This window comes from Enterobacter sp. SECR19-1250 (assembly GCF_013391025.1).
Taxonomy (GTDB): Bacteria; Pseudomonadota; Gammaproteobacteria; order Enterobacterales; family Enterobacteriaceae; genus Enterobacter; species Enterobacter cloacae.
On sequence record NZ_JACASJ010000067.1, the window covers coordinates 18,009 to 28,450 of the forward strand.

Here is a 10,442-nt window from a genome sequence, read left to right on the forward strand (position 1 = left end):
CAGGAAGAGCGGAGTCACACCATGATTGAGTTTCCGGTTGTACTGGTTATTAACTGCGGTTCGTCCTCTGTTAAGTTTTCAGTACTCGATGCCAGCAACTGCGATGCCCTGATGACGGGCATTGCCGACGGTATCAACACTGAAAAAGCCTTTATTTCCGTGAACGGGGGTGAGCCAGCCACACTGGCTCACCATGACTACGAAGGGGCGCTGGCTGCCATCGCCCTGGAGCTGGAGAAGCGTGACCTGATGAGCAGCGTGGCCTTAATTGGCCACCGCATTGCCCACGGCGGTGAACGCTTCAGCGAGTCGACCCTTATCACGGAGCAGGTTATCAATGAGATCCGCCAGGTTTCTTCTCTGGCACCACTGCACAACTACGCCAACTTAAGCGGTGTGGAAGCGGCGGAACGCCTGTTCCCGAACGTTCAGCAGGTGGCGGTGTTTGACACCAGTTTCCATCAGACGCTGCCGCCGCAGGCGTATCTTTACGGGTTGCCGTACCGCTATTTTGAGGAGCTGGGCGTGCGGCGCTACGGTTTTCACGGTACTTCCCACCGCTACGTTGCCGGGCAGGCGCATGCGCTTCTCGGACTTTCACCGGACGACAGTGGGTTAGTGATTGCACACCTGGGTAATGGCGCGTCGATTTGCGCGGTTCGTAATGGCAAAAGCGTCGATACCTCGATGAGGATGACGCCGCTGGAAGGGCTGATGATGGGCACGCGCTGTGGCGACGTGGATTTTGGCGCGATGGCGTGGATTGCCCAGCAAACCGGCCAGTCGTTCGAGGATCTGGAGCGTGTGGTTAACAAAGAATCTGGCTTGCTGGGGATCTCCGGGATTTCCGCCGATCTCAGGACGCTGGAAAAAGCCTGGCGCGAGGGAAATCCGCGGGCGCAGCTGGCGATAAAAACCTTTGTGCACCGCATTGCACGGCATATCGCCGGACACGCGGCGTCGCTGCATCGCCTGGACGGGGTGGTGTTTACCGGAGGGATTGGCGAGAACTCTACGCTCATCCGCAGGCTGGTAACAGAACACCTCAAGGTCTTTGGCATCATCCTCGACGAGACCCGCAACGCCCTGCCTGGCAGCGCGGGTGAACGCATCATCAGCGCCGATACGTCCCGCGTGGCGTGTGCGGTGATCCCTACCAATGAAGAAAAAATGATCGCGCTGGACGCCCTCCGTCTTGGGAAGGTTACCCCGGCTGCGGCTTACGCCTGACAGAGCGAGAATCTCATGAAAGTAACGATTGATACGCGCGTTGCGCCTTACAGCGACGCATGGGCCGGGTTTCGCGGTGAAGAATGGAAAGACGCCGTTAACGTGCGCGATTTTATTCAGCATAACTACACCCCTTATGAAGGCGACGAAACTTTCCTCGCGCAGGCGACGCCAGCAACGACGGCGCTGTGGCAAAAGGTGATGGTGGGGATTCGCCAGGAAAATGCCACCCACGCCCCGGTGGATTTCGATACCAACATCGCCACCACCATTACCGCTCACGGACCGGGCTATATCGACCGGGAGCTGGAGACCATCGTCGGCCTGCAAACCGATAAGCCGCTCAAGCGCGCCCTGCATCCGTATGGTGGGATCAACATGATCCGCAGCTCGTTCGAAGCCTACGGCCGCGAGATGGATCCGCAGTTCGAATACCTGTTTACCGACCTGCGTAAAACCCATAACCAGGGCGTGTTTGACGTCTACTCGCCGGAGATGATGCGTTGCCGTAAATCGGGCGTACTGACCGGGCTGCCGGACGGCTACGGACGCGGGCGCATCATCGGCGACTACCGCCGCGTGGCGCTGTACGGCATCAGCTATCTGGTTCGTGAGCGTGAACTGCAGTTCGCGGATCTGCAGCCGAGACTGGAACGCGGCGAGGATCTGGAGGCGACGATCCGCCTGCGCGAAGAGCTGGCGGAGCATAAGCGTGCGCTGCTGCAGATCCAGCAGATGGCGGCGAACTACGGTTTTGATATCTCGCGTCCGGCGATGAACGCGCAAGAAGCGGTGCAGTGGCTGTACTTTGCCTACCTGGCCGCGGTGAAATCCCAGAACGGTGGGGCGATGTCGCTGGGGCGTACCGCGTCATTCCTCGATATCTACATTGAACGCGATATGCAGGCCGGACGCCTGAGCGAGGTACAGGCCCAGGAGCTTATCGACCACTTCATCATGAAGATCCGTATGGTGCGTTTCCTGCGTACGCCGGAGTTCGACACGCTCTTCTCTGGCGATCCGATCTGGGCGACGGAGGTGATTGGCGGAATGGGGCTGGACGGCCGCACGCTGGTGACCAAAAACAGCTTCCGCTATCTGCACACGCTGCACACCATGGGGCCTGCGCCAGAGCCAAACCTGACGATCCTGTGGTCTGAACAACTGCCGATCGCGTTCAAGAAATACGCCGCGCAGGTCTCGATTGTCACCTCGTCGCTGCAGTATGAGAACGACGATCTGATGCGTGCCGACTTCAACAGCGACGACTACGCCATTGCCTGCTGCGTCAGCCCGATGGTGATCGGCAAGCAGATGCAGTTCTTTGGTGCCCGCGCCAACCTGGCGAAAACGTTGCTGTATGCGATCAACGGCGGGGTGGATGAGAAGCTGAAGATCCAGGTCGGGCCGAAAACCGCGCCGCTGCTGGACGAGGTGCTGGACTACGACACCGTGATGGCGAGCCTGGATCACTTTATGGACTGGCTGGCGGTGCAGTACATCAGCGCGCTGAATCTCATTCACTACATGCATGATAAGTACAGCTACGAAGCCTCGCTGATGGCGCTGCACGATCGGGACGTCTACCGCACCATGGCCTGCGGTATCGCCGGACTGTCGGTGGCCGCCGATTCCCTGTCGGCCATTAAATATGCGACGGTGAAACCGGTGCGCGACCATACCGGTCTGGCGGTCGATTTTGTCATTGAAGGGGATTATCCGCAGTACGGTAACAACGACGATCGCGTGGACAGCATCGCCTGTGACCTGGTGGAGCGCTTTATGAAGAAAATTCAGGCGTTACCAACCTATCGTAACGCGGTGCCGACCCAGTCGATCCTGACCATCACCTCGAACGTGGTGTACGGCCAGAAGACCGGCAACACGCCAGACGGACGCCGGGGCGGCACGCCGTTTGCGCCGGGTGCCAACCCAATGCACGGACGTGACAGAAAAGGGGCAGTGGCGTCGTTAACCTCGGTTGCCAAGTTGCCGTTCACCTACGCCAAGGATGGGATCTCTTACACCTTCTCCATCGTGCCGCAGGCGCTGGGCAAGGACGAGCTGGTACGCAAAACCAACCTTGTGGGGCTGCTGGACGGGTACTTCCACCACGAAACAGCCATCGAGGGCGGGCAGCATCTGAACGTCAACGTCATGAACCGGGAAATGCTGCTGGACGCCATTGCGCACCCGGAAAATTACCCGAACCTGACGATCCGCGTTTCGGGGTATGCGGTGCGGTTTAATGCCCTGACCCGCGAGCAGCAGCAGGATGTGATTTCAAGGACGTTTACGCAGGTGATGTAATCCAGGCTAAGGCTGGGCCTCCCCTTTGGGGAGGCTTTTAATTTCGTGAATGTCATCTCGTTTAGAAAATATCCACCTTATTGAGTATTCCAAAAGCAAATCTTCCTCCAGCATTAGAAAAACCCTATTTATTTTGTGACTTTTTTCTCCCTCTCTCCGGCTATGATTTTCTCACACTAACAACAAGCACCTGCACTCTCTGACTTGCCATCGCTGGCGAACGGAAACCTATAAAAATTAATCAGTTACCCTACAAAAAAGCGAGTGCCTTATGGATACGGCTACAAACAGCAGTGTGATTGTGAATGATTCCCCCGCGGCAAGGCGGGCGGGAATGCGTGAGAGCGAATGGCGCGAGGCGATCAAGTTCGACAGTACCGATACGGGCTGGGTCATCATGAGTATCGGGATGGCCATCGGCGCGGGGATTGTTTTTCTCCCGGTGCAGGTCGGATTAATGGGGCTGTGGGTCTTTTTGCTCTCGTCCGTGATTGGATATCCGGCGATGTATTTATTCCAGCGCCTGTTTATTAATACGCTGGCGGAATCACCGGAATGCAAAGATTATCCGAGCGTCATTAGTGGATATCTCGGGAAAAACTGGGGCATCTTATTAGGCGCACTCTATTTTGTGATGCTGGTCATCTGGATGTTTGTCTATTCCACCGCCATTACCAACGACAGCGCCTCTTATTTGCAGACCTTTGGCGTTACCGACGGGCTACTCTCAGAAAACCCGTTCTACGGGTTAGTGCTGATCTGTATTCTGGTGGCCATCTCTTCCCGCGGTGAAAAGCTGCTGTTTAAAGTCTCCAGCCTGATGGTGTTGACCAAGCTATTTGTGGTTGCCGCGCTGGGCTTGTCGATGATTGGCCTCTGGCATTTAGCCAACGTAGGCATGCTGCCGCCGATGGGGCTGCTGATTAAAAACGCCATCATTACGCTTCCCTTTACCTTAACCTCAATTCTGTTTATTCAGACCTTAAGCCCGATGGTGATCTCCTACCGTTCACGGGAAAAGTCCGTTGAGGTGGCGCGTCATAAAGCGCTACGGGCCATGAATATCGCCTTTGGCGTGCTGTTTGTGACGGTATTCTTCTACGCCGTCTCCTTCACGCTGGCGATGGGGCACGATGAAGCGGTAAAAGCCTATGAGCAGAACATCTCTGCCCTGGCGATTGCGGCGCAGTTTATCAGCGGAGAGGGTGCGGGCTGGGTCAAAATCGTCAGCGTGATCCTCAATATCTTTGCTGTTATGACGGCCTTCTTCGGCGTCTATCTTGGCTTTCGCGAGGCCACGCAGGGCATCGTGATGAACATCCTGCGTCGCAAAATGCCGGCAGAGAAAATCAATGAAAACACCGTCCAGCGTGGGATTATGCTGTTCGCCATCCTTCTGGCCTGGAGCGCGATTGTGTTAAACGCGCCGGTGCTGAGCTTCACGTCTATTTGCAGCCCCATCTTCGGCATGGTGGGCTGTCTGATCCCTGCATGGCTAGTCTACAAGGTACCCGCCCTGCATAAATATAAAGGCGTATCACTGGTGATTATCATCATTACCGGGCTGCTGCTTTGTGTTTCTCCTTTCCTCGCATTCTCCTGAGGAGCAATTAAGGTCGTAACGATGTCTGAGCAAACTAACCCTTTATGGAATCATTTTATTCGCGCGGTGCAGGAAGAGGTTAAACCTGCGTTGGGGTGCACTGAACCTATCTCTCTGGCGCTGGCCTGTGCGATAGCCGCTGAGCACCTGCCCGGTGAGGTAACGCGCATTGAAGCATGGGTATCGCCCAATCTGATGAAAAATGGGCTTGGTGTAACGGTACCCGGCACCGGCATGGTCGGGCTACCCATTGCGGCGGCGCTGGGAGCGACGGGCGGGAATGCCCGCGCCGGGCTGGAGGTGCTAAAAGGGGCGTCAGCCGATGCGCTGGAACGCGCCAAAGCCCTGCTCAATGCGGGTCAGGTCCAGGTGAAACTGCAGGTGCCGTGCGAGGAAATCCTCTATTCGCGCGCCTGTGTTTATGCCGGAGAGGCCTCGGTCATGGTGACCATCGCAGGCGGGCATACTCGCGTGGTGGAGGTAGTCTGTGAGGGCGAAACACGCTTCACCCGTGATGAACAGCCGGGAGAGGCGGGTGACGATCCGCTGGAGGTGTTCTCTCACACCACGCTGTCGGCGATCCTCACGTTCGTGGAGCAGGTTCCGTGTGAGGCGATCCGTTTTATTCTTCAGGCGGGGCAGCTTAACGATGCCCTTTCTCGTGAAGGGCTGAGCGGAAAATGGGGGCTGCATATTGGCGCGACGCTGAATAAGCAGCGCACGCGCGGATGGATGGCGAAGGATGTTGGCTCGGACATTGTTATCCGCACCAGCGCGGCCTCTGACGCCCGAATGGGCGGTGCTACGCTTCCGGCAATGAGCAATTCAGGGTCCGGCAATCAGGGGATCACCGCCACCATGCCGGTAGTGGTTGTGGCGGAGCACGTTCAGGCTGATGAGGAGCGGCTGGCCAGAGCGCTGATGCTGTCCCATCTTTCGGCGATCTATATCCACGCCCAGCTTCCCCGCCTGTCGGCGCTGTGCGCTGCGACAACCGCAGCGATGGGGGCGGCAGCCGGCATGGCCTGGCTGATGGGGGGAAACTATCAAACGATCGCGATGGCCATCAGCAGTATGATCGGTGACGTCAGTGGGATGATTTGCGACGGTGCATCCAACAGCTGCGCGATGAAAGTCTCAACCAGCGTCAGGAGTGCCTGGAAAGCGGTGATGATGGCGCTGGATGAGTCTGCCGTGACGGGCAATGAAGGGATTGTGGCGCACGATGTGGAACAGTCTATCTCGAACCTGTGCGCGTTAGCGTGCCGCTCAATGCAGGCAACGGACCGGCAGATTATTGAGATTATGGCGAGTAAGGTGTAGCGAGTTCAGGGGCTCGATCGGTTCCCTCTCCCTGTGGGAGAGGGTTAGGGTGAGGGCATTCTCTACACCGGAAAATCAATCAGCAGCGCACGCAGCGGCGTATCGGCCACCAGCGTAATATTCGCTTCATCACGAATAAATGCCCCGTCGCCGCAGGTGAGCGCCTCTTTCTCTTCCGTGTGCGTTACCGCATGCACCGTACCGTGAATCGATTGCAGATAGGCGCGCGGGCCATGAAGCTGGAAGCTCGCCTGTTCACCTTTCTTCAGTTCGATATGGTGCAGCCACACCTGATGACGCAGTTGCAGGCTGCCTTTGCTCCCGTCCGGAGAAGCGATCAGCTGTTGCTTTTCGCTCTGCAGATCGATTTTTTGCACCAACGGATTTTCCCGCTCAGGGCAGGCATCCAGCCACAGCTGCATGCGGGTCAGCGTTTTGTCTTTGCTGAGATTATGCTCGCTATAGCTAATGCCCGGCTGCGTGGAAATTAACAGCGCTTCGCCAGCCTTTGCCTGGACATGATTGCCCTCGCTATCGCGGTATTCTGCCTCGCCTTCCAGGATCAGGTTCAGGATATCGACTTTCGGATACGTACGCGGCTGGAAGGAGGCGCCCGGGGCGAGCACTTCCTGATTTAACACGCGCAGTGAAGCGTAACCGAGGAGTTTAGGGTCAAAGTAGTGTCCAAAGGAAAAGGTGTAGCGGGCCTGCAGCCAACCGAAATCGGCTTGTCCGCACTGTTTAGCTGTTCTTGTCGTAATCATAAACTTGACCTCTCTTTACACTAAAACAATGGTAAAGGTATGGACGCTTCATTGTTAGCCAGATATTCTGCCCGGTATGTTCAAATTTCCTGAATGAGAACGAGATGGCTAAAGAGAGAGCATTGACGCTTGAGGCGCTTCGCGTCATGGACGCGATTGACAGGCGTGGCAGCTTTGCCGCCGCGGCAGATGAACTGGGGCGCGTTCCGTCTGCGCTCAGCTATACCATGCAAAAGCTGGAGGAAGAGCTGGACGTGGTGCTCTTTGACCGTTCCGGTCATCGAACAAAATTCACGAACGTTGGACGGATGCTGCTGGAACGTGGCCGCGTACTGCTGGAAGCGGCGGATAAACTGACGACGGACGCCGAGGCGCTGGCACGCGGCTGGGAAACTCACCTGACGCTGGTCACTGAGGCTCTGGTGCCTACCGAGGCGTTATTCCCGCTGGTAGACAGGCTGGCAGACAAAGCGAACACGCAGCTTTCAATCATCACCGAGGTGCTGGCAGGCGCGTGGGAGCGTCTGGAGACGGGCAGGGCGGATATCGTGATTGCGCCGGATATGCACTTCCGTTCATCGTCTGAGATCAACTCCCGTAAACTCTACAGCGTGATGAACGTTTACGTCGCCGCGCCAAATCACCCGATTCACCAGGAGCCGGAGCCGCTTTCTGAAGTGACGCGCGTGAAGTACAGGGGCGTGGCGGTTGCGGATACCGCGCGCGAACGTCCGGTGCTAACGGTGCAGTTGCTGGATAAACAGCCGCGTCTGACGGTCACATCGCTGGAAGATAAGCGTCAGGCATTGCTGGCAGGATTGGGCGTGGCGACCATGCCGTATCCGTTTGTTGAAAAAGATATTGCTGAAGGGCGTCTGCGCGTTGTCAGCCCGGAGTACACCAGCGAAGTGGATATCATTATGGCGTGGCGTCGCGACAGCATGGGCGAAGCCAAATCGTGGTGTTTGCGAGAAATTCCAAAGCTCTTTGCGCATCACAACAAATAAAAGAGTAAGCCCGATGTGCCTAAGCGCCATCGGGCATAAATTTACGCGCCGATCTTCGGATCCGGACCAAAGCGGTTTTCACCCGGCGTCCCGCTCTGACAGTTGAAGATTAAAATCACAATCCACCCCACTACCGGGATTAACAGCAGCAGTAACCACCAGGCGGAACGATCCGTGTCGTGAAGCCGGCGGAACTGTACGGCCCAGGACGGCAGAAGAATAAAGATGGCATAAATCGATGTAAGGACGCCTTCCCCACTCGCCCACTCCCAGCCCAGAATTTTATCCACGATGCTCAGCACCAGAGCAAAAATGAAGTTCACCAGAATGAACATCCAGTACTCTTTGCGGCGCGCGCGGCCACCAAATCCAATGTAGTTGCGCAGTACGTTTAAATACCAATCCATTTCCTTGCCTCATTTATCAGTCAATCACTTGTTTTCTAAGCGATCGAGGTAAGGATAGATGGAGATTGTGAATTAAAAAAGGGCATCTCACGATGCCCTTAATATTTATCCAAAACGAACGTCGCGCCCGTGGGGTTCATTCAGATCCTGCCACGGCCCGATGGAGATAATACCCGTCGGGTTAATGGTTTTGTGGCTGCGGAAATAGTGGGTGCGGATATGGTCAAAATCGACCGTTTCGGCAATTCCCGGCATCTGGTAGATGTCGCGCAGGAAACCATACAGGTTCAGATAATCGCTGATGCGGTGTTTGTCACACTTAAAGTGGGTGACATAGACCGGATCAAAGCGAACCAGCGTCGTCCACAGGCGGATATCCGCTTCCGTGAGACGATCGCCCGTCAGATAGCGGTGCTGGCCGAGGATCTGCTCCAGACGCTCAAGAGATTCAAAGACTTTTCCGACCGCTTCGTCGTAGGCTTCCTGGCTGGTGGCAAAACCGGCCTTGTAAACGCCGTTATTAACGTTGTCGTAAATCCAGCTGTTCAGCTCATCGATTTTGTCTCGCAGCTCAACCGGATAGTAATCCCCGGCGCGCGCGCCATGGGCGTCGAAGGCGGTGTTGAACATGCGGATGATCTCCGCAGACTCATTGCTGACAATCGTCTGGTTTTTCTTATCCCACAGAACCGGTACGGTGACGCGCCCGGTGTAGTGCGGGTCGGCGCGCAGATAAAGCTGGTAGAGGAAATCGTGATGATACAGTTCATCACCCGTCGCAGCAGGGAAATCATGGTCGAACGTCCAGCCGTTTTCCAGCATTAGCGGGTTCACCACCGACACCGGAATTAAGGATTCGAGGCCTTTCAGCTTGCGCACAATCAGCGTGCGGTGCGCCCACGGGCAGGCGAGGGAAACATAGAGGTGATAACGATCTTTCTCGGCCGCAAAGCCACCTTCGCCACTCGGGCCGGCAGCACCATCGGCGGTAAGCCAGTTACGGAAGGCCGAAACAGAGCGCTTGAAGCGTCCACCGGTGGATTTGGTGTCATACCAGACATCCTGCCAGACGCCGTCTACGAGTTGTCCCATTTTTTTCTCCTCCGTCAGATAGCAAAAGCGAGGAGAGGTCTCCTCGCTTTGTGTTTATTCAGTATAGCGTGCTTACCATTTCTTATTCAGAACGCGGTCGATGCTGTATGCGCCCGGGCCGGTGACAGCCAGCAGCAGGAAGCCACCCGCAATGGTCAGGTTTTTCATGAACATCAGGGAGTTCACGCCTTCAGCAAAGTTGCTGTGGAAGATGAACGCCGTCAGCAGGGTGAAGCCCGCAGTAAACAGCGCCGTGGTACGGGTCAGGAAGCCTAACAGTACCGCCAGGCCGCCGCCGAACTCAAGCAGAATGGTCAGTGGCAGCATGAAGCCCGGAACGCCCATGGCTTCCATATACTGCTGGGTACCCGCATAACCGGTGATTTTGCCCCAACCTGCAACGATGAACAGAATTGGCATCAGAATACGTGCTACCAGTACACCAACATCTTCTAATTTTTTCATTTTACTCTCCAGGAAACCACATCAGCGGCTGAACATTATTTCTCTGCAAATTCGGGTAGATACCGCGTCTTTGCTGTCGATGGAGAGCATCATAAACGTGACGGTTGGCGATTGTTAGCAAGGAAAACTGTCAATCTTTTTCAAAGATATTGAGTAAGGGCAGGTGTGCGCTGGTGCCCTCACCCCAACCCTCTCCCACAGGGCTGAGGGTTCCCCAGAAAAATGAAAAGCACGATGAAGT

Annotated in this window: 9 protein-coding genes; 5 read left to right on the forward strand and 4 right to left on the reverse strand. The window is 56.1% G+C overall.

The window, feature by feature from the left end; translation table 11 throughout:
- The first annotated feature begins 21 nt into the window (after positions 1 to 21).
- From tdcD to HX884_RS16950, 4 genes are all read left to right on the forward strand, one after another.
- On the forward strand, positions 22 to 1,230 hold the full coding sequence (gene tdcD / locus HX884_RS16935) for a propionate kinase (RefSeq protein ID WP_178328511.1): 1,209 nt from the start codon (positions 22 to 24) through the stop codon (positions 1,228 to 1,230).
- Between the two features lie 15 nt (positions 1,231 to 1,245).
- A complete protein-coding gene (gene pflB, locus HX884_RS16940) occupies positions 1,246 to 3,540 on the forward strand; it encodes a formate C-acetyltransferase (RefSeq protein WP_178328512.1) in 2,295 nt (764 codons plus the stop codon).
- A gap of 271 nt (positions 3,541 to 3,811) precedes the next feature.
- Positions 3,812 to 5,143 carry an amino acid permease gene (locus HX884_RS16945; protein ID WP_029883368.1) on the forward strand — a complete coding sequence of 444 codons (1,332 nt, stop codon included), beginning with the start codon at positions 3,812 to 3,814 and terminating at the stop codon, positions 5,141 to 5,143.
- A 21-nt stretch (positions 5,144 to 5,164) separates the two neighbouring features.
- On the forward strand, positions 5,165 to 6,466 hold the full coding sequence (locus tag HX884_RS16950) for a serine dehydratase subunit alpha family protein (RefSeq protein WP_178328513.1): 1,302 nt from the start codon (positions 5,165 to 5,167) through the stop codon (positions 6,464 to 6,466).
- 62 nt (positions 6,467 to 6,528) lie between these two features.
- On the opposite strand, the gene HX884_RS16955 is transcribed toward HX884_RS16950, so the two are convergent.
- Entirely contained in the window at positions 6,529 to 7,230 is a 702-nt protein-coding gene (locus tag HX884_RS16955; RefSeq protein WP_178328514.1) for a pirin family protein, read from the reverse strand.
- Between the two features lie 104 nt (positions 7,231 to 7,334).
- Between HX884_RS16955 and HX884_RS16960 the strand changes: the two genes are divergently transcribed.
- A complete protein-coding gene (locus HX884_RS16960) occupies positions 7,335 to 8,237 on the forward strand; it encodes a LysR family transcriptional regulator (RefSeq protein ID WP_014885334.1) in 903 nt (300 codons plus the stop codon).
- 41 nt (positions 8,238 to 8,278) lie between these two features.
- On the opposite strand, the gene HX884_RS16965 is transcribed toward HX884_RS16960, so the two are convergent.
- The 3 genes from HX884_RS16965 to HX884_RS16975 all read right to left on the reverse strand — a co-directional run bounded on the left by HX884_RS16965 (position 8,279) and on the right by HX884_RS16975 (position 10,201).
- Entirely contained in the window at positions 8,279 to 8,644 is a 366-nt protein-coding gene (locus tag HX884_RS16965) for a DUF805 domain-containing protein (protein ID WP_013098871.1), read from the reverse strand.
- 105 nt (positions 8,645 to 8,749) lie between these two features.
- Positions 8,750 to 9,736: a glutathione S-transferase family protein gene (locus tag HX884_RS16970; protein WP_038420678.1), complete on the reverse strand. Its 987-nt coding sequence runs from the start codon at positions 9,734 to 9,736 to the stop codon at positions 8,750 to 8,752.
- A gap of 72 nt (positions 9,737 to 9,808) precedes the next feature.
- Positions 9,809 to 10,201, reverse strand: coding sequence for a DoxX family protein (locus HX884_RS16975; RefSeq protein ID WP_178328515.1), 393 nt, complete (start codon positions 10,199 to 10,201; stop codon positions 9,809 to 9,811).
- Positions 10,202 to 10,442: the final 241 nt, after the last annotated feature.